Genomic DNA, 23,155 nt, shown 5'->3' with positions numbered 1-23,155 from the left:
CCTCGACTCGTCATCTCAGCCAAGCCTCGACCGCATGTCCACAACCATACAGTGGACATTGATGTTCATCTATCAATGCTGCTACCGTCCCCTTTCATAGATGGACATCAATGAAAGGGGGGCGAGTGGCCGCTGAGACCAGTTCCTTGGCCGCGGTGCGGCCGGGGGTGGGTCGGTTGTCGGTCCTGGACCGTTTCCTGCCGGTGTGGATCCTCGCCGCCATGGGCGTCGGACTGCTCCTTGGGCGGCTCGTGCCTGGCTTGAATGTGGGGTTGGATGCGGTCAAGGTCGGATCGGTGTCGTTGCCGATCGCGCTCGGACTGCTGCTGATGATGTATCCCGTGCTGGCCAAAGTCCGGTACGGACACCTGAACTCGGTGACCAGCGACCGGCGAATGCTCGTCTCGTCACTGGTACTGAACTGGATTGTCGGCCCGGCGGCGATGTTCGCGCTCGCGTGGTTACTGCTGCCGGACCTGCCACAGTTCCGTACCGGCCTGATCATCGTCGGGCTGGCCAGGTGCATCGCGATGGTGCTGATCTGGAACGACCTGTCCTGCGGTGACCGGGAAGCCGCCGCGGTCCTGGTGGCGATCAACTCACTGTTCCAGATCGTCGCATTCGCCGCGCTCGGCTACTTCTACCTCACCCTGCTGCCCGGCTGGCTCGGACTGCCGCGGACCGACCTGAACGTGTCGATCTGGGTCATCGCCAGCAGCGTTCTGATCTTTCTCGGCATGCCGCTGCTGGCCGGCTTCCTGACCCGGTTGATCGGCGAGCGTCGTAAAGGCACGGACTGGTATGAGAACCGGTTCCTGCCCAGGATCGGGCCGCTCGCGTTGTACGGGTTGCTGTTCACGATCGTGATCCTGTTCGCCCTGCAAGGCCACACCATCACCTCCGAGCCACTGAACGTGGTCCGCATCGCCCTGCCGCTGCTGGCGTACTTCGCCCTCATGTGGGGACTTGCGTTCATCCTCGGGAAACTGATCGGCCTGGCCTACAACCGCACCGCGACGCTGGCGTTCACCGCGGCGGGCAACAACTTCGAACTCGCGATTGCCGTCGCCATCGCCGTATTCGGTGTCACCTCAGGACAAGCACTCGCCGGTGTCGTCGGACCCCTGATCGAGGTCCCCGTCCTGGTCGCTCTGGTCTACGTGTCTCTGTGGGCCGGCCGCCGGTTCTTTCCCGGCGACCTGACCGTGCCCGCCCACCCCGACATCCGTCCCATCGCTGGCAAGGAATACTCGTGACCGACCTCCGCACACCCGCCGTCCTGTTCGTCTGCGTTCACAACGCCGGCCGATCGCAAATGGCCGCCGGCTGGCTCAGTCACCTGACCGGCGACGCCATCGAGGTCCGCTCCGCCGGATCAATTCCTGCTGACCAGATAAACCCCGCCGCCGTGCGAGCCATGAACGAAATCGGCATCGACATCACCGGCCAGAAACCAAAAGTCCTCACCACCGACGCTGTCCAGGCTTCCGATGTCGTCATCACGATGGGGTGCGGCGACGCCTGCCCCATCTTCCCCGGCACACGTTACGAAGACTGGGAACTCACCGATCCCGCCGGACAACCCATCGAGATTGTCCGCCAGGTCCGTGACGACATCCGCGACCGCGTACAGCATCTGGTCACTGAGCTGCTCCCGAACCGTGCCACCCACCAGCGGACAGTGCCCAGCAATGTACGCACGGGGACCGCCAACGGCGCGGGTGACCTCGCGTGAACTGTCTGGACTGCAACGGACCGGCGGTAGCGATCTGCACCCACTGCGGGGCCGGGACCTGCCGCGACCACACCATCGTCACCATCGACCACCTCACCCGCACCGTGCCACTGAACCGGCAGATCCAGGTCGAACCGGCCGCTCGACGAATCCGTTGTCACGCCTGCGAGACCGCCGTCAACGTCGCCCGACAAACACACGCTCCCTAACCGTCGGGGACAGTCGCAGGCTCCGGTGTACGAGAGGATCCGCGGAAGCGCAGGTCTAATTTTGCCGCCCGGCGTGGTTGGGCTTGACGATCGTCCGTACGCGTTTGATCATCTGCGTCGTGCAAAGGACTCGACGAGCAGCCAGCATCCGGACCACTGCCAGCACTGTCGCGTCGATCGTGGCCGGCGTGACGATGCTGTTGTCTGTGGTGCCAGCCGCGGTCGCCGCCCCGGCGAGCAGTGTCCGCGGCTGGGGTGACAACTCCTACGGTCAGCTCGGCGACGACACCACCACCGACAAGACCGCGCCCGTGGTCGTCACCGGCCTGACGAACGTGACCGCGATCGCGACCAGCGAAGGCTTCTCGTTCTTCCTTGCCGCGGACGGCACCGTACGTGCGGCCGGATCGAACGCGTACGGCAACCTCGGAACTGGCGACCAGACCTACTACCACGTCCCCACCCCGGTGGCTGGCCTGGCGAACGTCTCCGCGATCGCGGCCGGCGCCACCAGCGCGATCGCGCTGCGCGCCGACGGCACCGTCTGGACGTGGGGCGACGACTCGGGCGGACAGCTCGGAGACGGCCGATTCGGATCCGGCGTTCAGGTCAACCAACCCCAGCAAGTCCCCGGACTGACTGGCGTGACCGCGATCGCCGCCGGCGCCCGGCACCTGGCCGCGCTGCGATCCGACGGCACGGTCTGGACCTGGGGATCAGACGTGTACGGCGAACTCGGACAGAACAAAACCGGTCATCCCAGCGGCTGCAACTGCAACCCCACCCCCACCCAGGTTCCCGGCCTTACCGGCATCAGCAGCCTGACCGCCGGCCTGTCCACCACCGGCGTCCTGACCACCGGCGGCGCGGTGCTGGCATGGGGCAACTCGGACGCCTTCGGGGGCATCTACGAACACGACACCCCGACCGCGATCACCGGCCTGCCACCCATCACCCAACTGTCCGAGGGATTCAGCCACACCCTCGCCCTGACCAGCGACGGCACCGTCTGGTCATGGGGAGTCAACCTCGACGGCGAACTCGGCGACGGCACGTACGGCAGCGTCCTGAACAGCCCCAAACCGGTCCCCGGCCTGACCGACATCACCCAAATCCAGGCCGCCAGCGAGTTCAGTGCCGCGCTCGCACGCGACGGATCAGTGCAAACCTGGGGAAACAACAGCCAAGGACAGCTCGGACTCGGCACCACCGACGCCCGCGCCACCACGCCCAGCAAAATCCCCGGCATCCCCACCACACTCCTGCTCAGCACCGGCAGCTACGCCCACCACATGTTCGCTGCGAGCTAGAACCTTCCGGGCGATTTTGGCCGTGTTTCTTGGCTCGATCCGCGTCAGCAGGGGCTGGCTGACGCGATGATCGACCATTGGACGGCCAGCGCCCTGAAAACTACCAGCGTAGATCGCCGCGCGCGTCGGTTGAGGTGAAGCCCCCAAGCACCGCCAAGTGGTACGAGCCAATGCCAATATCGCAGGTCCAGGACGCAGGCCCGGCCTCTGCTGAGAAGTCGGTCTGGCAGACCGCCACGTTGTCCCGGTTGTCTTGATAGAGCCACCAGTGCCCGGTGCCACTGCCATTGACGTCCGCGTCGATGGAAATCCGGCCGCCTTCGAAAAATACGGTGGGGGTGGTGCAGTTGATGTGGGCCAGATGGCAACTTGTCCGTACGGCGTCCGCCGGTGCCGCCGACGCGGCCGGCGTGAGCGCGGGTGACAGGACCAGCAGCAGGCCGGCGGCGGCGCCGGCGAAGATCTTCGCTGAATTCATCATTCCTCCCAGTGACGGGTTTCCATTCCTGGGTAAGGTATTCAGGTGGATCCGGTTGGACAACCTTTTCGGCCTCCGTCGAATGCATCAATCATCGTCTGATGCTGCGGCGATGAATTTCCGGGCTACGAAAAGGGTTCCGGCGCCGGAGAGGAGATAGACGGCGGCGAGGATGAGCCAACCCGCGATGCCGAGCTGGGTGAGCAGTATCGTCATGAGCCCTGGCGCGATCATGAGTGCGACTGCCTGTCCAGTGCCGAACATTCCCTGGTATTCGCCGTGAGCGTCGGCTGGGGTGAGGCCGACGGAAAGGCCGAGGCCGCTGCCGACGAAGCACAACTCACCGACGACGTGGACAGCGGCGGCGACCAGGAGAATCGCGACGACAGTGCCTCCGCTGGTGTGATTGCTGGCCGCGAAGATGACACATGACACCGAGAGTGCGATTCCGGCCCGGTTGGCCAGCCGCGCGGCTCCGGCGATGGTCGTGCCTGCTTTGGTGACCTTGGTGATGAAAAGCGCCATGATCACGGAGTTAAGGCCGATGAGTACGCCCATTGTCCACACCGGGGCCCGAGTGTGGGTGGTGATCCACAGCGGTACGCCGGCGTCGAGCATTCCCCAGTTGAGCGCGAGTACGCCGTTGAACGCCGTGAGGAGCAGGAAAGGCCGGTCTCTGAGGACGAGCATGCGACGCTTGACGCGAAGGTCCGAAAGAGATGTCACGTGTGGCACTCTGGCCAGCAATGCCAAGAAAACAAGGGTGATCGTTCCGCACCCCAGGCACAGGGTCCGGTAGGCCGCGTCGGTGTCGACGCTGAGTACGACCGTGCCCACGACGGCTCCGCCGATGGTGCCGAGTTGGACCATGGCGTGAGCGGTCGAGACGCTGGACAGTCGCTGGTCGGGTTCGGCGAGGCCGGAGACCAGCGCGACGCGCATTCCCGGGGTGGCGCGCTCAGCGGCGACGAGGACGCAGGTGACGGCCAGAATGGTGGGAAAGTCACGTACGACAGCAAAGGCGAACATGGCCGCGCATTGCGCGATTCCGATCGCCAGGAGGGTTTCGCGGGTCCCTATCCGGTCGGCCAGGTAGCCGAGCGGACCGCTGATCGCCAGACCGGCGATCCCGGCGGCGGTGACGCCGATGCCGAACTGTGCCGTGCTCAGGCCGATGCCGTGCAGGAAGAACAATGCCCAGCAGGTGAACCATGCTCCTCTGCTGATGCTGGACACCAGGACGGCGAGATGGACCGAGGCCATCGGTGGCCGCCGGCCGGTGTGGCGGAGGGTTTCCGGTGCGGTCATGTGGCGTCCAGGATCCGCGAGATGACGGGCCGGCGCAGGTGCTGGCGACAGGCCTGCACGATCGGGATGCCTGAAAGGGATGTGTTGCTGGACAACGACTTCTCGATCTGAGCAGATGAGGGGGACCGGTCGTTTGTCAGTGCGACAGCCAAAGCGGCAGCCGGTCGGGAGGCTGGACATGCGCGAATCCGCTGGTGCGCCACTGTCGTACGCGCAGCGGCGGCTGTGGTTTCTGCAGCAGCTGGATCCGGACAGCCCGGCCTACAACATGCGGTGCGCGCAGCGGGTACGTGGTCGCCTCGACCTGACCGTTCTGCGCCGGGCACTGAACGAGGTCGTCCGGCGCCATGACATTCTGCGGTCCACAGTGGACGATGACGGTGCCGGGCCGATGCTGCACTCCCGTACGACGGCCGATGTCGACATCGCGCTGACGATCGCCGCTCTCGACGAGGTGCCGGACCTGGCGCGCGACCGGCTGCGCCGGCCGTTCGATCTGCGCCGCGGGCCACTGCTGCGCGCCGAAGTCTTCCGGATCGGTGCCGACGACCACGTGTTCCTGTTGTGTCTGCACCACATTGTCCTCGATCATTGGAGTTTGTCCGTCCTGTTGGACGAGATTTCCGCGTTGTACGAGCGTTTTGTGTCCGGCCGGCCGGCGGATCTGCCGGCGCCCGCGCTGCAGTACGCGGCATTCGCCAGTTGGCAGCGTGATCGGTTGACCGACAGCGTCCTGGCCGGTCAGCTGCGCCGATGGCGGGAACGCCTCAGTGGCATCCAGCCGGTCGCTCTGCATCCAGACCGGCCCCGTCCGATCTTCCAGGAATGGCAAGGCGAACGCGTACGACACACCTTGCCGGCGGAGGCGTTGCAGGACATTCGCGCGTTCGCCGCCGGCCACCGTGCGACGGTTTTCATGGTGGTGGCGACCGCATTGTCGGTGTTGCTCAGCCGGTACGCGCGGCAGGCCGATGTGTCGTTCGGCGCGGCGTTCGCGGATCGCAGCCGCAGCGAGCTGGCTGGCATGATCGGGTTTTTCGTCAATACGCTGGTGTTGCGGACGGACCTGTCCGGCGACCCGGGTTTCGCCGAGGCGCTCGGACGCGTCCGACGGACGGTTCTGCGGGCACATGACGACCCGGATCTGCCGCTGGAGCGGCTCGTCGACCTGGCCGGACCAGATCGGGACCTGAGCCGTCCGCCGCTGGTCAGCGTCGTGCTGTCCTATTTGAACGAAGCAGCGTCTGGCCTGCGGGTTCCTGGCTGCGACACGAGCGAGTTCGCATTTGATCCGGGTATTGTCCGGTTCGAGCTGGACCTGACGATCGGGGAGTTCTCCGATGGTCTGGAGATCGACCTCGACTATCGGAGCGATCTGTTCGACAGGCCCGCGATGCGGCGGCTGCTGGCGCATCTGGTGCGGCTTCTGACCGGTGGCGTAGCTGAACCGGACCGGCCGATTTCCGGTCTGCCGCTGCTGTCCGAGGCCGAGCGAGCCGAACTTCTGGCCTGGGGCAACGTCGACGACACGACCGCCGCGCCGGGCCGAGGGCTGGCGGCGCTGGTCGCCGAGCAGGTCGCGCGGCGGCCGGCTGCGCCGGCGGTGCGCGACGGCGAGGTGGTCATCACGTACGGCGAGCTCGCCGATCGAGCGGCGGCGATGCGGGAAACGCTGCGGTCGTACGGTATCGGGTCTGGCAGTTGCGTCGGTGTCTGTCTGGAACGATCCGTTGAGCTGGTAGTGACGCTGCTGGCGGTGGTGGAAGCCGGCGGCCACTACCTGCCGTTGGATCCTGGCTATCCGGACGAACGGCTCGCCTACATGCTGGCCGCCACCGGTACGTCGGTCGTCGTCACCACCACCGCGCTGGGAGAGCGGCTTCGCGAGCCAGCGGCGACCGTGCTGTGGCTGGACGATGGACTGCCGTCCGGAGTCGCCGCCGGTCGCGCGTACGACGCGGATCCCGAGGACCTCGCCCAACTGCTCTACACGTCCGGGTCGACCGGCCGGCCCAAGGGGATCGAGCTGTCCCAGCGGGCCGTCGTCCATCTCGCCATGAACAACGGTTATCTGGAGCTCGGCGCGGATGACCGCGTGGCGCACGCGGGCAGCGTGTCGTACGACGCCGCGACGCTGGAGATCTGGGGTGCGCTGCTCAACGGCGCGGAACTGGTGGTGATCCCGCGATCGGTCCTGGTCGACCCGCAGCGGATGGCAGCCGCGATACGCGAGTACCGGATTACCGCGCAGCTGGTGACCAGCTCGCTTTTCAACCATCTCGTCGGCGCTGTTCCGGATACGTTCGCGCCGGTCAGGACGGTAGTGGTGGGTGGAGAGGCGCTCGACGTCGGGACCATCCGCGCAGTGCTGCGCAATGGCAAACCACAGCGGCTGCTGAACGGCTACGGGCCGGCCGAGAACGGCACGTACTCGACCTGGTACCCGATCGACACGGTGGCTGACGCGGACCGGTCCGTGCCGATCGGCCGGCCGGTCCGCGGTACGCGCTGCTACGTCGTGGACGACGCGCTGGAACTGGTGCCGGCTGGCGTCCCCGGCGAGCTGTGCCTGGCCGGGCTCGGGTTGGCCCGCGGGTACGTCGACGATCCGGGGACGACGGCGCGGGCGTTCGTGCCAGATCCGTACGGCGGACCAGGCGAGCGGATGTACCGCACCGGCGACATCGTGCGCTGGCGTCCGGACGGGACGCTGGATTTTCTCGGCCGCCGCGACGGACAGTTCAAGGTGCGCGGCCAACGGGTGGAACCGGCCGAGATCGAGGCGCGGCTGCGCGACTGTCCCGGGGTACGGTCCGCGGCCACCTTGCTGCGCGGACCGCACGAGTTGGTCGCGTACGTGGTCCCGGATGACCAGGCGCGCGAGCTGTCTGCCGCCGCGCTGCGGCGAGCGCTGGCCAGCAGGGTGCCGGCGTACATGATCCCCACGGGTTTTGTGATTGTCGACGAGTTGCCCTTGAACGCGCACGGAAAGGTCGACCGATCCAGGCTTCCGGAGTCGCCTGACGACGCCGGCGGCATGGATTTCGTGGCGCCGCGCAACGACACCGAGAAGGCGGTCTGCGAGGAATGGGCGCAGGTCCTGGCGACCGGGCTGGTCGGCGTCACCGACGATTTCTTCCAGCTGGGCGGTCATTCGCTGCTGGCCACCGCGCTGACGGCACGGCTGCGCCGGCGGCTCGGGATCCGGGTGCCGGTACGAATGTTGTTCGACCATCCCACGGCCGAAGCGTTCGCCGCCGCGATCGACGATCTCCTGGACCGCCGGTGACGCCGGAGATCTGGCTACCGGCGGCCGGAGTCCAGCAACGGATGTGGTTGGCCGACCGACTCGAACCCGGTGCCGGCCGGTACGTGGTGCCGCTGGCCTGGCAGGTCGATGCCGAGATTTCCGTTCCAAGACTGGAAAAGGCGCTGGCCAAGCTGGTCGAGCGGCACGAGATCCTGCGGACGTCGTTTCGCGAGCGCGATGGCCGGCTCTATCAGGTGGTCGGACGGCCCTGGCTGCCGGCGGTCGAGGAGGTCGAGGGCGACCGCTCCCGGTGGCTGCGCACTGCCGCGTCGCGTCCGTTCGATGTCACGACGAATCGGCTGCTGCGGGTCAGCCTGGCCCATCGTCGGGTGCTTTTGTTGTGCGTACACCATCTCATCTGGGACGCGGCCTCGATTCCGTTGTTTTTCCGTGAGCTGGACACGCATTACGCTGGACGGCAGGCACCTGCCGTCGTTCAGTTCGAGGAATTCGTACGCGCTCAGCGCGCGATGGCCGACGAGGCTGAGGGGCTCGACTACTGGACGGATTTTCTTGCTGGCGCACCGGCATATCCGGCGGTGCCGCCGCCGCTGCGCACCGGCCCGCCGGGGGCTGTCCCGGTGCGCGTACCGGATGACCTGTTCGACCGGCTGGCCGCGATGTCCGGGGTACGGCACATATCATGGTTTATGGTGCTCGCCGCCGGACTGGCGGCTCTGCTGCATCGCTGGACCGGCCAGGACGACGTGACCATCGGGGTTCCGGTCGCTAATCGGGACGACTTTCCCGAGACATTGGGGCCCTGCCTGAACACCGTCGTGGTGCGCTCGCGGATCACCGCCGCGACGACGGTCCGGCAGTTGCTGGATGGCATTCGCGACCAGGTGCTGGACTCGCTGGAATACCAAGGCACGCCGTTCGAGGCGGTCGTGGGGGCGTTGAACCCGCCACGGCGACCCGGCTGGGTGCCGTACGCGGACGTCACGCTCGCGGCCACCACCGCCTTCCGCGACGATCTGCGGCTGGGTGACGCGCGACTGGTTCCGTACGCGCTCGACCACGACGACGCCGGTTACGCCGGAAAGTTCGGGCTGACGGCGACCTTCGAGGAGATCGATGGCCGGCTACGTGGCGTGTTGATGTATCGCGGGGACCGGTTCACCACCGCTGAGGTGCGGCGGATGGCCGGCTGGCTCGGCCGTTTCACGCATTCCTTCGACACCGCCCTGGATCTTGCGGTCAAGACGCTCGATCTCCTGGATGTGGCCGAGCTCGCCGAAATCCACCGGTTCGAGGCCGGTCCACCGGCGCCCGCAGCGGCCAGCGTGCCAGCGGCCTTCGACCAGCGGTGCGCCGACCAGCCGGACGCCGTCGCCATCGGCTCATTAGAAGGCGACCTGACCTATCGCGAGCTGGCCAGCCGCGCCGATGCGGTGGCGGCCGTGCTGTCGCCACTCGTGCGGGATGCACTCGTACGCGGCCGGCCGCCAGTGGTCGTGGTGGTCCTTCCCCGCGGCCCGGACCTGGTCGCCGCGATGCTGGCGGCGTGGCGGGCCGGTTCGGCGTTCTGTCCGGTCAGCCCCGGCCAGCCGGTCGACCGGCTGGCGTTCATCCTGGCCGATCTCGATGCGTCCGCGGTCATCACCGACGATCCGCGGGCGATCCGCGCCGCCGCGGCCACCGGGACCGCCGTGCTGCGCAGTGCCGCCTTTGTCGGTACGTCCGCGCAGCGCAGGCCTCAGCTGCCAAACCCGGACGACACGGCGTACGTGCTCTACACCTCGGGCACGACCGGCGAACCCAAGGGGGTCACGTACAGCCACCGCAGCCTGGCGTCAGCGACCCGCGCGTACGCGGATTTTCTCGGCGTACACAGCGAAGACCGGATCAGCTGGATCCACGACGTGTCGTTCGACATGACACAGTGCGAGGTGTGGCCGGCGTTATGCGCCGGCGCGACCATCTGCCCGTACGAGCACAGCGTGGTGGTCGCGGATCTCGCCGGCTGGCTGGCCTACCGCCACGTCACGGTGGCGTTCACCCCGACACCGCTGGCCGAGGTGTTATGGACATCCGGCGCCGACCTGACGGGCCTGCGCTGGCTGGTGTTCGCCGGGTCGCCGCTGACCGCGTTGCCACCGGCATCGGTCACCTATCGGATCTGCGACGCGTACGGGCCCACCGAGACCTTCATCGCCACCATGCACGCGGTCTCCCCGAAGTCGGCGACCGCACTCAACTGCGTCGGCCGGCCGGTCGCCGGAGCCCGCGTTTTCGTCCTGGACCAAGCTGGCCAGCGATGTCCGGTCGGGATGCCCGGCGAGATCCACGTGGGCGGCGCGACCGTCGCGGACGGCTACTGGCGGCGACCGGAGCTGACCAGCGAACGGTTCGCCGAGCGGACGTATCGAACGGGCGATCGGGGCCGCTGGCTGACCGACGGGACACTGGAATACCTCGGTCGAGCGGACCGTCAGCTCAAGATTCGGGGCTATCGCGTCGAACCAGCCGAGATCGAGGCACGCCTGCACAGCGATCCGGCGGTCCGGGCAGCCGCTGTCCACGGCCACGACGGCAGCATCCTGGTGGCGTATCTGGTTGCCGCGGCCGGTACGCCACCGGACACCAGCGCGGTGGTGGCGCGGCTGCGTACCTGGCTGCCGGCCTTCATGATTCCCACCGCGATGGTGTGGCTGGCCGAGTTGCCGATGAACGAGCGCGGCAAGGTCGACACGGCGCGGCTGCCTCGGCCCGGCGGGGTGGACCTGGTCGGACACCGTCGATGGACGCCGCCGCGGACCGAGCTGGAGCGGCGGATCGCGGCGGTGTGGACGGCCGTGCTCGGCGTCGAATCGGTCAGTGTGGACGACAACTTCTTTGATATCGGTGGAAACTCGCTCCTGCTGGCCGCACTGCACGCGCGGCTCGCCGCCGAGCTGGACGCCGGACTGACCTTCCACCGACTGTTCGAGTTTCCCACCGTACGAGCACTCGCGCGTGCTTTCGCCGTGGACACCGTCCCGGCGGACGCCACCGACGACATCGGGCTGCGCGCGCGGAGAGCTCGCCAAGCGCGAGCCGCCCGCGTACGGCCTCCCCGCCGCGACGAAACGGATCACTGATGACCGACCACATCGCCATCGTCGGGATGGCCTGCCGGCTGCCTGGTGCGAACAACGTCGAGCAGTACTGGCGAAACCTGCGCAGGGGGACCGAAAGCATCAGCCGGTTCGACACCGCGCAGCTGCTGGCCGCCGGCATCGATCCCGACACCGCACGGCATCCCCGGTACGTGCCGGCGCGCGGAGTCATCGAGAACGCCGAGTTCTTCGACCGCGCGTTCTTCGGGATGAGCCCGGCCGAGGCGGCCGGCACCGACCCACAACACCGCGTGCTGCTGGAAACCGCGTCCGTCGCGCTGGACGACGCCGCCATCGACCCGGATCGGTTCGGTGGCTGGATCGGGGTGTTCGCCGGCTGCGCACCGGTGAACGTCGACCTGCTCGCTCGCGGCGATGACGACCTGATCGAGATGATCGGCTACGACAAGGACTTCCTGGCCACCAAGGTGGCGTACAAGCTGGGCCTGCGCGGCCCGGCAATGACCGTGCTGGCCGGCTGCTCGACCTCTCTGGTGGCCGTCCACCAGGCCGCGCAGAGCCTCGCGAACTACGAGTGCGACGCGGCGATCGCCGGTGGCATCGCGCTCTGGATGCCGCAGACCACCGGCTATCTCTACGAAGAAGGCGACATCCTGTCCCTCGACGGACACTGTCGTACGTTTGACGCCGACGCCAGTGGAACGGTCGGCAGCAGTGGCGTCGCGCTGGTGGTGCTGCGTCGGCTGGAGGACGCCGTACGCGACCGTGACCGGATCGTCGCGGTCATCCGCGGCTCGGCGTTGAACAACGACGGATCCCAGAAACTCGGCTACACCGCGCCTTCGCTGGCCGGTCAGCGGGACGTCATCGCCTTCGCTCAGGCCAGAGCCGAGGTCGACGCGGCCGATATCGGTTACGTCGAAGCGCACGGCACCGCCACGAAAATCGGCGACCCGATCGAGGTGGCGGCGCTGACCGCGGCGTTCCGCAAGAGCACCGACCGCGCCGGCTACTGCTGGCTCGGCTCGGTCAAGAGCAACCTCGGCCACACCGCCGCCGCCGGCGGGGTGGCCGGCCTGATCAAGACCGCGCTGATGCTCCGTCACCGCGAGCTGGTGCCGACTTTGCACGTACGACGGCCCAATCCGGAGCTGGAGCTGGACAGCAGTCCGTTCCGGATCGCCAGCAGCACTCAACCGTGGCCAGCGGATGGGCCGCTGCTGGCCGGCGTCAGCTCCTTCGGGGTCGGTGGCACCAACGCGCACGTCATCGTGGAAAGCGCACCGGCGACCGTACGCAGCGCCGCCACGAGTCGACCTGGTGTCTTCGTCATCTCCGCGGCCACCCCGAACGCGTTGCGGCGGCTGGAAAACGACCTCGCCGAGTCACTCGAGTCCGGCACGCAGCCGCTGCCGGACGTGGCGTGGACCCTGGCCACCGGCCGGCGCCGATTCTCGTACCGGCGTGCCATCGTCGCCACCACGACGCAGGAACTGGTGGCCGGGCTGCGGACCGGGTCGCCGGCAGTCGGGTCCGGCCGGCCGGCAATGCTTGCCGCGCAGTGGGAACGCGGCGTCGACATCGATGTGCCGGTGGATGGTGAACCGCACCGTTGCGTACTTCCGCCGCATCCTTTCGAACGGACCGAATGCGACCGGACGCCGGCGCGGGCGGCCGTCGTTCGCAGGTCGGAGCCACGATGGATCCAGATCACCGAGACGATGGTCGCCGGCCACGACGCGCTTGTCATGGTCGACTGCGAGCCGGTCGCGGATCTGGTACGACAGCTGGCCACCGCGGACGCGCACGTTTCGGTCGGACCAGCCGGCGTGGAGCGCGTTGGTCAGCGGCCCGCGTTGGTCGTACGGCTGCATGACGACACGAACATCGGCACCCTTCCCACCGACCGTCGGCTGGTATTGCTCGGCAGCGGGCTCGCGGACGTACTCGGAGACGAACAGCTCTCACCACGTACGGCCGATGTGCAGGCGCTGCTGGAGAAACACCGCGGATCAGTCATCCTCTTCGACCTCGGCGAGGGCTCGATCCCGACATTTTTCCCGGCCATCCAGCCGACCGTGACCACGTACGCCTGGCGCGGCAGACGCTGGTGGGGACTGGAACAGTCGGCCGCCTCCGCTGTCGACCCCGGCACGGCTCATCGCGACGACGTCCAGGCGATCATCACCGAAGTCTGGAGCGATTTGTTCGGCTTGCCAACCGTTGGCGTACGCGACAATTTCTTCGGCCTCGGCGGCCATTCACTGCTGGCGGTTCAGATCGCCGCTCGGCTGCGCGCTCGGTTCGGTCTGGATATCCGCACCGAGGCGATCCTGAAAGGCCAGACCATCGACGCGCTGACCGGATTTGTCATAAGTCTCAGCGGAAAGCTGCCGTAACGCGGCCTCGTAGGTGGTGGTGGCAGACGCGTGGTAATGCCGTGGCGGCAGGGTCGTGACCACGGTCGTACCGATCCGAGTGCCGGACACGAACGACGCCAGCGTCCGGCCGGGGCCGACCTCCACCAACGTCCGGTGATGCGCGAGCAGCGTACGCAGGCCGGCGTCAAAACGTACAGTTTCGGTCAGTTGCCGCGTCCAATAGCGCGGATCGGTGGCCTCCGCAGCGGTCAACCAGGTCCCCGAGATGTTCGACACCACGGGAATTCGCGGCGGCCGCAGGTCGAGGCCGGCGATGACCGCATCGAGCTGATCGGTCAGTTGGTTTAGCTGCGTCGAGTGGAACGCATGCCTGGCGGCCAGTCGCTGACATGCCACCTCCGTACGCTCGAGTTCCCGCTGCAGTCGCACCACGTCGTCCACAGGACCGGCTACGACACAGAGCGACGGCGTGTTGACCGCGGCCACGGACAGCTCCGCGGTGATGAGGGAACGTACCCGGTCCTCCGGCAGCAGGACGGCGAGCATGGCCCCCTCGTCGAGCGTTTCCACCGCTTTGGCCCGTGCCGTGACCAGCAGCGCGGCGTCGGCAGGGGTGAACACCCCAGCGACGGTCGCCGCGATGATCTCGCCGAGGCTGTGGCCCATCACCGCGTCCGGCCGTACACCGGCTTCCAGCAGCGTCTCGGCCAGCGCGACGCCGACGGCGAAGGTGGCCGGATGAGCCGCCAGCGTACGGTCCAGCGACTGCTGCGCCGGATCGGGTTCGTCCCGGCCGAGCAGCCGCCGCAGATCTGGCTCCGCCGTACGAATGGGTTGGTCCACGTCCGGGTAGATGACGGTGTGCAGGTCGAATCCGAGCAGCGGCGACAGCAGTCGGCAACACCTGTCGACGCCGTCCCGGAACACCGGCTCGTCCTGGTAAAGCTGAGCACCCATGCCTGGATACTGGTCACCGGCGCCGGTGAACATGAAGGCGATCCCGCTCACATTTGGCTCCAGGTCGAGGAAACGGTCACGTGCGGTGCAGGAGTGGTCGGTGTCCCGTGGTGTTCCAGCAGCTGTACGCCGTCACGGCTGCCGACCGCACGGAAGCCGGCCAGCCGGTAGCTGATCCGCATCGGCCGGTTGACTGGCGTCGGGACGAATTCGCCGCGCAGTCGGGTTTTCTGCCGCTGGCTCTGGGTTATCAGGTCGTGCAGCAGAACTGTGCCGATTCCTCGTGCGGACACCCGGCAGGACATCAGCAACAACTTCACCGTCCACACCTGCGGGTCGTGGGTCAGCAATGCGAGGCCGACGATGCCGTACGAGCCGAACCGGTCGGACAGCTCGACGACGATCAGGTCATGAACCGCCGAGCTGGCCAGCTCGGCCAGCTCGGCCCGCGAGTACGGGTAACCGGTCGCGTTGAGCTGGTTTGTTCGTACCGTCAGTTCCTCGGCGCGGTCGAGGTCGCCGAGTGCGGCCCGGCGGATCGTCACGTTCATCTGCAATGACGCCAAGAACTCCGGCGCCGGGCCGGTGAAATCCTGTTCGGCGCGCCGACGGCGGAATTCCGCGTGGTACATCAGCCGCCGGCGCCGACCCTCGCCGGTCACCGCGGCCGGAGTGAGATCCGGACGGGTCAGCAAGGCGGGGATGTCGGCGTCGGCGACTCGTACGTCCGGGTGAGTGCTGGCGACCTCGGCCCGTTCGACCGGGTCGTCGTCCACGAACAGCAGGGTGTCCAGGCCGATCGACAGTTCTTCGGCGATCCGCCGTACCGAACCGGATTTCGCACCCCAGCCTAGCTGTGGCACCAGGAAGTAGTCCGACAGGCCAAAATCTCGTAGCGCGGCGGTCGCGCGGGCGCCGTCGTTGCGGCTGGCGATCGACTGCAGGATCCCCCGGCGGTCCAGTTCCCGCACGGTGTCGACCACGCCCAGCCGCAGGTGAATCGCGTCATTCTCCAGCAGGACACCATTCCACACCGTGTCGTCCAGGTCCCAGACCACGCATTTCACCAGCTCTGTCATGAGCGGCCACCGGCGAGCCCGTATTCGGTGTAGCCGTACCGGCCGATCAGTTGCTGGTGAATTTCGTTGCTGCCTTCGATAATCTCCAGCACCTTCGCGTCCCGGAAATACCGTTCCACTGGCGCGTCGGCGGAACAGCCGTACGCGCCGTGAATCTGGACCGCGTCGCGGGCCGCGTCCACCGCGTTGCGCGCCGCGACATATTTGGCCATGCTGGCCGCCATCGGTGCCTGCGGATCGCCGGCATCCAGTAATTCGGCGGCCTGCCGGCACAGCAGGCGGGCCGCTTCGGTGCCGGTGATCATCTCGGTGAGCATTCGGTTGACCAACTGATGGTCTATCAATGCGGAGTCGCCTTGGCGGCGTTCGGTCGCGTACGCCACGCTTGCGTCGGTACACGCCTGCGCGACGCCAACACCGCCGGCCGCGACGCTGAGCCGGCCCAGCGTGAGGGCGTGGCCAGACACCAACGGATGCGCGTTCCGGGCTCGACCGACGACCGCGTCGACGCCGATGGGGCAGCCGTCGAATGCCAGGTGTGCGAGCTCGGCGCCGCGGCAACCGAGCAGTCCTCGTACCGGTTCCCGGGTCAGGCCCGGGGTGTCCGCGGTGACCAGCAACGCGGTCACGCCGTCGTCTTCTCGCGCGAAAACCAGGAAAACGTCGGCGACCTGACCGCCACTTACCCACGTCTTCTTTCCGGAGAGCCGATATCCATCACTCTGCCGCACGGCCACGGTATCCACCGGCCGGCCGTCGCTGCCGGAACCGGGCTCTGTCAGCGCGAATCCCGCGAGTGCTCGTCCGCTGGTCAGCATGGGCAGCCACTGGTCGCGTTGGTCGTTTCGGCCGCACCGAAGGACGGTCCTGGCCACCATGTCATGTGCGGTCAGAATCGTCCTGGTGGCGCTGCAACATCGGCCGATCTGTTCATGCAGCATCGCGTACGTCATCAGATCGAATCCGCGGCCACCGTGCGCCGGCGGGACAAACGGCGCGAAAAAGCCCTGTCCCGCCAGGATTGTCCGCAGCCCCGGATCCAGGTGCTCGCGTTGGTCGTGCCAGCTCGCGCGGGTGCCGATTTCCGCTCGCGCGAACTCCGCGAACCCGCGGATCGCGGCGGACCGCTCCTGGATCGGCTCAACGAGCACTGGGTTTCCTCGCGACGAGGGCGGCGATCGCGTTCACCGTGGCGAAGTTCTCCATGTCCAGGTCGTCATCCTCGACGATAATCCCGAACGCGCGCTCGACGAACAAAACCAACTGCACGGCGAACAGCGAACTGAGGTGGTATCGCAGGAACATCCGCTCGTCGTCGGCCAGCCCGTCCAAACCGGCCGCATCGACGACGAACACCCGTACACGGTCCCGGATCCCGCTCACATCCACCGGCATGTCAGCTCCCGGCCGCCGGATCGTACGCGAAGAAACCAGCTCCGCTCTTGCGACCCAACCGGCCCTCCTCGACCATCTTGCGCAACAACGGACAGGGCCGGTATTTGCTGTCACCGAACGCCTCGTACAACATCTCGATGCTGTTCAGCACCGTGTCGATCCCGATCAGGTCGGCGGTGGCCAGTATCCCCATCCGATGTCCGAGACCACCGGTGAAAAGTCGATCGATCGCGGCCGGCTCCGCGACGCCTTCCTCGACCAGGGACGTGGCCTCGTTGACCGCCAGCATGAGCACCCGATTCGTCACGAATCCCGGCGAATCTCGGACGCCAACCGCTTCCTTTCCCATCCGATCCAGCAATTCCATCACCCGCGCGACCGTTGAGTCGGAGGTGTCACGGCCTCGGATCAGCTCCACGGTCGGTTTCAACGGCACCGGATTCATGAAATGCAGGCCGACCACCTGATCGGGCCGATCCGTCGTCGCGGCGATCCTGGTGATCGGAATGGTCGACGTATTCGCCGCGAAAACGGTTGCTGTCGGACACGTCCGACTCAACTCCTGGTAGACGGACTGTTTGATATCCCAGTTTTCCGGGACGTTCTCAATGACGATGTCGGCGTCCGCGAGACTTTCGTAGTCTACCGAGGGATGAATCCGCTGGAGCAGCTCTCGACTGCCGGTCGTCGTACCGGCGCCGCCGTCCAGCAGTCGGTACATTCGGGCGTTCACCCGGATCTCGTCCACCGCGTCGGTCAAAGTCCGCGCGTCCACGTCGACAAGCACGACGTCAACGCCACTTGCCGCAACCGCGTGGCACACTCCGCGACCAATCACGCCAGCTCCAACGACACCGACCAGCTCCACACTCAAGCCGACGACCTCTCGTCTGGTATGACTCCCGACCCGGGGAGGCAGGACAATCGACAGTCTGACATCACCGGGCACCGCGACAGAAGGCCGCAAAGCCGGGAAAACTCGGGAAATCCCTGCACTCGCGGGTTCGTCGTACGGGCATTGATCGGTGCACGGAAGTACGCGCGTTCGCACCTGCCCGCACCGTGCGAGAGGCAGCGAACGTTCGTACTGACGCCGAGCGGACGCAGAACCGGAAACAGGGTTGTCGGCGACGACCTGACGGGAGCAGCGTGACTTCTCAAGACCAAGTCGAGCAACTGGTCATCGACGTGTGGCAGGCGGCACTGCGGGTAGCCGACATCGACATCAACGATGATTTCTTCGCGCGCGGCGGACATTCCGTCCAAGCAATGGCCGTAGTCACCGCCCTGCGTGAGCGGTTGGCCATCGAGCTGCCGGTCAGCCTGATCTTTGAGGCGTCGACAGTCGCGGAATTCGCCGCCGAAATCAGGCGCGTACTCGCGAACAAACAACAGGTTCCATGAGCGGCGACCAATTGGTGGCACTCGACCTTCGGTCCATCGGCAGGCGTACCACTGGCCCGGCAGGCAGCGCCGAGATCACCATCCCGCTGCCGGACCCAGTCGTCACCGCGATCGGAAAACTCGCAACCGAAACGAAAACTAAGTCCTTCGCTGTCATTCTGACCGCACTGGCCGCGACCTTTTCCCGCTACACGGGGCAAGCCCGCGTACCGATTCTCGTCGCGCCAGGGGGTCGCTGGCAACTTTTCGACCTCGAAATCGACGGCGATCCGGTCTTTCGCGAACTGCTGCGCCGAACTGCCGCCGGTGACCTCGTTCCGGATCCCACCGACCCCGCGATGTGCCAGGTCGCCGCACACCACCGCGGGACCGTTCCGCCGGATCATTCCCCACGTGTGCGCTTTTGCGTTGAATCGGCGCAGATACGCATCACGTACGACAGCGCGACGATCGATGACGGCGCCATTGCGCGGTTCGCCAGCCACCTGCTCACGCTGCTGACCGGCGCGGCCACCGAACCGGACACCCCGCTGAGCAAACTGCCGCTGTTATCACCCGCAGAGTTCACCATGATGCTCGACCGATGGAACGACACTGCTCAAGACCTGCCGCAAGACCGTTGCCTGCATGAACATTTCACTGCTCGCACCGAATTGACTCCCGACGCGGTGGCGATCATTCATTCCGACGGCATCCTTACGTACGCTGACCTCGACGCCGCGAGCAACCGTCTTGCCAGCCATCTTCAGACCCTCGGCGTCGGCCCCGACACCATCGTCGCCATCTGCCTCCGCAAAACGCCTGATCTGGTGATCAGCATGCTGGCCATTCTGAAAGCCGGCGGCGCTTTCCTGTCGCTGGATCTCGAATACCCAACCGCGCGACTGGAATTCATCCTTGCTGACTCCGCTTGCCGAGTCGTCATCACCACCAGCGACCTGACCGGGAAGCTGCCTCCCGGTACTGGGGAAACGGTCGAACTCGACCAACTGCTGGCTGGGCCAACGAATCCCGGACCGCCACGTTCAGCCGTCACGGTCGACAATCTCTGTTATCTCATCTACACGTCCGGATCCACTGGTACGCCGAAGGCCATCGCCGTCACACACCGCGGAGTGGCCAACAATCTGCTCGATCTGAACACACGTTTCAGCATCGGCCACGGCGACGCTGTCATTAGCTTGTCGTCACCCAATTTCGACATGGCCGTGCCAGAACTGCTGGGGATCCTCATCGCCGGCGGCACCGTCGTGCTCCCCACCCTGACGCGAGCCCGCAATCCACGGCACTGGTCGCAACTCATCACCGAACATCAAGTCACCATCTGGAATTCGACACCCGCGCTGCTGGAGATCCTGCTCGGCTCCATCGAATTCCGTGGTGGCCCGGCACTGCCGACGGTGCGCCTGGCGATGCTCGGGGGTGACTGGATTGACCTCACCCATCCCGAACGCCTTCGCGCGATTTCACCGAGCGTACGGTTCATTGCTCTCGGTGGCATCTCGGAAGCCTCCATTCACTCGACCATCTACGAGGTCACCGACCGCGACCCTGAATGGCGAAGCATCCCGTACGGCCGTCCGATGGCCAACCAAACCACGTACATTCTCGACACCGCTGGCCAACTCGTACCCGTCGGGGTGCCGGGTGAACTCCATATCGGCGGTATTGGCCTCGCCCGCGACTACCTCAACCGCCCCGACCTGACCCAAACGAAATTCATCCACTGGCACGCACCCGACGGCCGCACCCGCCGCCTCCTGCGAACCGGAGACATCGCGCGATACGGACCAGATGGCATCATCGAACTCCTCGGTCGTATCGACTTCCAAACCAAGATCAACGGCCTACGCGTCGAACTCGGCGAAATCGAGGCGCACCTGCTGGGTTATCCAGCAATCGCGCGCGCCGTCGTCACCGCCCGCCGTACCAAAGGCAATCATCAGCTTGTCGCGCATGTCGTCCTGCGCTCCAACTATCCCGTCCTGGACACTGATGACCTCATCCAGCACCTCCTCGCCCACCTGCCTAAGGCAATTATTCCTGGCGAGATCGTCACTCTGACCGATCTTCCCTTGACACCCAACGGCAAAATCGACCGAATGGCACTGCCGTAGATCCCACCAACTCGGCCAAAAACTCCGGCCAGCGTTCAACACAGGTGACGTTCAACGGATGCCGGATTTTAGTTGCCCGAGCGGGAGATTCCCTTGAGACCGTCGCAAACCGCGATGCACACGTCGTTGGTGCCGCGGTTCTTGATCTCCGATAGCACCCGCATCCAGCACTTGGCGCCCTCCCCGTCGCCGTGCTCACCGGCCACAGCCCGAGGATGTCGCGGGTGCCTTCGGTGGCGACGGCCAGCGCGACGTAGATCGGCCGGTTCTGCCACTCGCTCATGCCCTCCAGGACCCGGTCGGTGATCGCGGAGATCGTCGTCTTGGACGCGGTCGCATCGTACACCTCGGCCAGGTGCGCCGAGATTCTCCCCGGTGGTCAATTCCTTCGCGGACAACGAAATCACGAGGTCGTCGATACCTGATGCGCGTCGCTGCCGCCGGCCCAGCCTCGGTCGCCAACGTTGGACCGCTTCCCGTTACGGAGTTACCGCCGTCCCGACCGACCGGATCATGCTTGGAATAACGAGATGCTCATCCATCTCCCCATCCAGAGCCGACTCGACCACGATCTTGGTCAACCGAGCCAGCAGCCCACCCTCACCGGTCAGCCTCAACCCCTCGCCCCGCGCTGGCTCGACACGGGTTCAGGTCTGTTGAGACGGATGGGGTGATGGTTCGTCTGCAGGGTTGTGGGCCGCCGGGTGTGGTGGTGCCCGGCGGCCGGGTGGGTTTTCTATGCGGCGAGTTGGTTGATGCCGCGGATGGGTCTTCGTTCGCGGTCAACGTACGCGGGCGGTAGGAATTCAACGATTCCGTTGACGATGCGTACGTCCCAGCCGCCGTGATGGACGAGGCGATGGCAGCGGTCGCACAGGAGCACGCAATTGTCAAGGCAGGTATGCCCACCGTCGGCCCAGTGCTGCACGTGGTGCCCCCTGGTCCAGCGGGGTGGTCGGCCGCATCTGGCGCAGCCTTTGTCTCGCGTTATCAGGGCTTTGCGTAGGGCTGGTGTGATGAGTCGTTCGTTGCGTCCGACGTCCAGCGGCACGCTGTCGCTGCCCAGCACGATCGGGATGATGTCCGCGTCGCACGCGAGCCGGCGGACGCCTTTGGGGGAGATGGGTGCGCCGCTGTGTGGGTATGCGACTCCGAGGCGGTCGCGGAGCATGTCCCAGTTGATGGTGATGGTGAGATGCGGCCGCTCGGCGCCCTGGACGGGGAGTTTCCCGGAGTCCGCGATCAGATTCAACGCTTCCGCGAGCGCGTCCCCGTTGCGTTCGGACACTGACCGCTGATCAGGGGTGCCATTCTCGGCGGGGCGGGGTTTGGCCAGGGGGCTCAGAATTTCACTGAACAAAGTGCCGGTTTCCCCGTCGAACGAGCCACTGAAGTTCAGGCGTCCGTCTGTGCCGGTGTGTAGGGATAGTTCGCGGCGTGGTTTCTCGTTTTCGTGTTCGGACGGCGCCGGTCCGTCGGGGTCCAGGTGATCATGGATCCGTCGCCCGACTTTGGCTAGGCCTGGTGCGGTGTACCGTTTCGCGTGTTCCACCAGCGACGCTTCGGCTTCTTCGCGGTCTTTGATGGTCACCCTGGCCGGGAGCCTGGTCACGACCCCAACAATCGTGTCGATTTGGGAGTCCGCGAGTTCCCCGCGGCGCATCGCCTCACTCGCGATGCTGAGTGTGGGTGCGAGTGTTTCCCCGGTGAGGGCTTGGCTGGGGCACAGGTTCAGGGCTCGTTTGTAGCGTCGGGATGCCTCTGTGGGGGACAGTCGAAGGAGGTCTTGCAGCATGCCCAGGGTGTTGCGGTGCCCGAGCGTCTTGCCGACGTTTCCCCGGTGGATCGCCGCGACAATGTCCAACACTTCGACCTGTAGTAGCCGGACCGCTTTTTCTTTCTCCTGTAGCAGCTCGCCGAGCTCGTCCGGGTCACACCTCCAGAGCTCTGGAGAGGTGACTTCGTCGCCGGCGGCCATGACATTAATTCTACCGCCGGCACCGACAATATGATCGCGTACGGGTAATCAGGAAATGCGTACTTTCACAATAACCCCAACGAAACATAGAGCGCGCGCGTTCAACGTTTTGTGAGCGAAAGCGTTGGGATGGACGGTGCGGTTGCTCCTGTGACTGCAGTGAAACCTGAGAAGATCACGCCAACAAATATCGCAAATTTAGAAGCGACACGCTACTACTAGGCCGGCAGTTTCCTAGCCGGAGTTTCCGGCCTTTCATGATCAACATCGACGAACCCGCTGGTCAATGAGCATGACTCGGACGCCCCTGGCGTATTACCCAGGTTGCCAGATTCTCGCTATGACGTACCTGTAGGTGGTGGCGCAGGAGTGCGGAAGTCTATCGCCAGGCGAGACCCGACAAGAATCGCGGTCCCTGCGCTACTGGGTAAT

At 66.1% G+C, this 23,155-nt stretch carries 16 protein-coding genes and 2 pseudogenes; 9 read left to right on the top strand and 9 right to left on the bottom strand.

All coding sequences use genetic code 11. The features are described 5' to 3' along the window. The first annotated feature begins 125 nt into the window (after positions 1–125). The 4 genes from arsB (at position 126) to ABD301_RS01365 (ending at position 3,254) form a co-directional block, all read left to right on the top strand. Positions 126–1,256 carry an ACR3 family arsenite efflux transporter gene (gene arsB / locus ABD301_RS01380; RefSeq protein WP_344306359.1) on the top strand — a complete coding sequence of 377 codons (1,131 nt, stop codon included), beginning with the start codon at positions 126–128 and terminating at the stop codon, positions 1,254–1,256. Between the two features lie 59 nt (positions 1,257–1,315). Further along, on the top strand, positions 1,316–1,735 hold the full coding sequence (locus ABD301_RS01375) for an arsenate reductase ArsC (protein WP_425551875.1): 420 nt from the start codon (positions 1,316–1,318) through the stop codon (positions 1,733–1,735). Beyond that, on the top strand, positions 1,732–1,944 hold the full coding sequence (locus ABD301_RS01370; protein WP_344306355.1) for a DUF2180 family protein: 213 nt from the start codon (positions 1,732–1,734) through the stop codon (positions 1,942–1,944). Before ABD301_RS01375 ends, ABD301_RS01370 begins: the two co-directional genes overlap by 4 nt. 119 nt (positions 1,945–2,063) lie before the next feature. Next, the gene (locus ABD301_RS01365; RefSeq protein WP_344306353.1) at positions 2,064–3,254 is read left to right on the top strand and encodes an RCC1 domain-containing protein; all 1,191 of its coding nucleotides are present in this window, start codon (positions 2,064–2,066) and stop codon (positions 3,252–3,254) included. A 100-nt stretch (positions 3,255–3,354) separates the two neighbouring features. Here ABD301_RS01365 and ABD301_RS01360 read toward each other — a convergent pair whose 3' ends face one another. Next, positions 3,355–3,732: a hypothetical protein gene (locus tag ABD301_RS01360; protein ID WP_279581403.1), complete on the bottom strand. Its 378-nt coding sequence runs from the start codon at positions 3,730–3,732 to the stop codon at positions 3,355–3,357. Positions 3,733–3,819: 87 nt separating this feature from the next. Further along, positions 3,820–5,040, bottom strand: coding sequence for an MFS transporter (locus ABD301_RS01355; RefSeq protein WP_344306350.1), 1,221 nt, complete (start codon positions 5,038–5,040; stop codon positions 3,820–3,822). Between the two features lie 178 nt (positions 5,041–5,218). Between ABD301_RS01355 and ABD301_RS01350 the strand changes: the two genes are divergently transcribed. The 3 genes from ABD301_RS01350 to ABD301_RS01340 are packed head-to-tail and all read left to right on the top strand — an operon-like array spanning position 5,219 to position 13,811. After that, positions 5,219–8,329, top strand: coding sequence for a non-ribosomal peptide synthetase (locus ABD301_RS01350; protein ID WP_344306348.1), 3,111 nt, complete (start codon positions 5,219–5,221; stop codon positions 8,327–8,329). Continuing rightward, positions 8,326–11,433, top strand: coding sequence for a non-ribosomal peptide synthetase (locus ABD301_RS01345; RefSeq protein WP_344306346.1), 3,108 nt, complete (start codon positions 8,326–8,328; stop codon positions 11,431–11,433). Before ABD301_RS01350 ends, ABD301_RS01345 begins: the two co-directional genes overlap by 4 nt. After that, a complete protein-coding gene (locus ABD301_RS01340) occupies positions 11,433–13,811 on the top strand; it encodes a beta-ketoacyl synthase N-terminal-like domain-containing protein (protein ID WP_344306344.1) in 2,379 nt (792 codons plus the stop codon). Before ABD301_RS01345 ends, ABD301_RS01340 begins: the two co-directional genes overlap by 1 nt. Before the next feature lie 99 nt (positions 13,812–13,910). Here the strand turns inward: ABD301_RS01340 and ABD301_RS01335 are convergent. From ABD301_RS01335 to ABD301_RS01315, 5 genes and pseudogenes are all read right to left on the bottom strand, one after another. Next, positions 13,911–14,783 (bottom strand): annotated as a pseudogene (locus ABD301_RS01335) (acyltransferase domain-containing protein); the annotation flags it as partial. 14 nt (positions 14,784–14,797) lie between these two features. After that, positions 14,798–15,829, bottom strand: a complete 1,032-nt coding sequence (locus ABD301_RS01330; protein ID WP_163569930.1) for an HAD-IIIC family phosphatase — start codon at positions 15,827–15,829, stop codon at positions 14,798–14,800. Continuing rightward, on the bottom strand, positions 15,826–16,980 hold the full coding sequence (locus ABD301_RS01325; RefSeq protein ID WP_344306342.1) for an acyl-CoA dehydrogenase family protein: 1,155 nt from the start codon (positions 16,978–16,980) through the stop codon (positions 15,826–15,828). Before ABD301_RS01325 ends, ABD301_RS01330 begins: the two co-directional genes overlap by 4 nt. Then, on the bottom strand, positions 16,970–17,224 hold the full coding sequence (locus ABD301_RS01320; RefSeq protein WP_163569928.1) for a phosphopantetheine-binding protein: 255 nt from the start codon (positions 17,222–17,224) through the stop codon (positions 16,970–16,972). The genes ABD301_RS01325 and ABD301_RS01320 overlap by 11 nt, the downstream gene beginning before the upstream one ends. Position 17,225: 1 nt before the next feature. Continuing rightward, on the bottom strand, positions 17,226–18,092 hold the full coding sequence (locus tag ABD301_RS01315) for a 3-hydroxyacyl-CoA dehydrogenase family protein (RefSeq protein ID WP_344306713.1): 867 nt from the start codon (positions 18,090–18,092) through the stop codon (positions 17,226–17,228). Between the two features lie 281 nt (positions 18,093–18,373). Between ABD301_RS01315 and ABD301_RS01310 the strand changes: the two genes are divergently transcribed. Continuing rightward, positions 18,374–18,628, top strand: coding sequence for a phosphopantetheine-binding protein (locus ABD301_RS01310; RefSeq protein ID WP_163569927.1), 255 nt, complete (start codon positions 18,374–18,376; stop codon positions 18,626–18,628). Beyond that, positions 18,625–20,745, top strand: a complete 2,121-nt coding sequence (locus ABD301_RS01305) for a non-ribosomal peptide synthetase (RefSeq protein ID WP_344306339.1) — start codon at positions 18,625–18,627, stop codon at positions 20,743–20,745. Before ABD301_RS01310 ends, ABD301_RS01305 begins: the two co-directional genes overlap by 4 nt. A gap of 86 nt (positions 20,746–20,831) precedes the next feature. Here the strand turns inward: ABD301_RS01305 and ABD301_RS01300 are convergent. Both ABD301_RS01300 and ABD301_RS01295 read right to left on the bottom strand, forming a co-directional pair. Next, positions 20,832–21,261, bottom strand: a pseudogene (locus ABD301_RS01300) (transposase); the annotation flags it as partial. A 220-nt stretch (positions 21,262–21,481) separates the two neighbouring features. Next, a complete protein-coding gene (locus ABD301_RS01295; RefSeq protein ID WP_344306337.1) occupies positions 21,482–22,723 on the bottom strand; it encodes an HNH endonuclease in 1,242 nt (413 codons plus the stop codon). Positions 22,724–23,155 lie beyond the last annotated feature (432 nt).

It is taken from the genome of Fodinicola feengrottensis, assembly GCF_039530045.1.
Taxonomy (GTDB): Bacteria; Actinomycetota; Actinomycetes; order Mycobacteriales; family HKI-0501; genus Fodinicola; species Fodinicola feengrottensis.
This window is presented reverse-complemented; position numbering and strand designations above follow the sequence as displayed.